General features: G+C 65.2%; 1 protein-coding gene. It reads right to left on the bottom strand.

Features of this window, described 5'->3' with window-relative positions; translation table 11 throughout:
- Positions 1-652, bottom strand: a 652-nt coding sequence (locus AC1DQ3_RS36640; RefSeq protein ID WP_477124967.1) for an NAD(P)(+) transhydrogenase (Re/Si-specific) subunit beta, incomplete at both ends; no start/stop codon positions are given.

Below are 652 nucleotides of genomic sequence, written 5' to 3' on the forward strand. Positions count from 1 at the left end.
GTTCCTTGAGCGCAGAGCGCATGCTGCGCGCGCGCCACCGCCAGGCCATAGCCCGGCACGATGATCACGGTCTCGGCATTGCCCATCAGGAAGGCCGCGTCGTCGGCCGAGCCGGACTTCACGTTGCGCTGCGCCTGGCCGCCGGCAGCGGCCGCCACGGGCGCGCCGCCAAAGCCACCCAGCAGCACGTTGAAGAACGAGCGGTTCATCGCGCGGCACATGATGTACGAGAGGATGGCACCGCTCGATCCCACCAGCGAGCCGGCGATGATCAGCATTGGGTTGTTGAGCGAAAAGCCAATGCCCGCCGCCGCCCAGCCCGAGTACGAGTTCAGCATCGACACCACCACCGGCATGTCCGCGCCACCGATCGGGATGATGATCAGCACACCCAGCACGAAGGCGATCGCCAGCATCAGCAGGAAGGGCATCCAGGCCTGCGACAGGCAGAAGACCACCCCGAAGCCGACCATCGCCACTGCCAGCAGCAGGTTGAGCATATGCTGCCCCGCGAAGGACACCGGCGCGCCCTGGAACAGGCGGAACTTGTACTTGCCCGACAGCTTGCCGAAGGCGATCACCGAACCGGAGAAGGTGATGGCGCCGACGAAGCAGCCGATGAACAGTTCGATGCGATTGCCAAACGGGATAT

The sequence above is a fragment of the Cupriavidus sp. 01T418 genome (assembly GCF_056398885.1).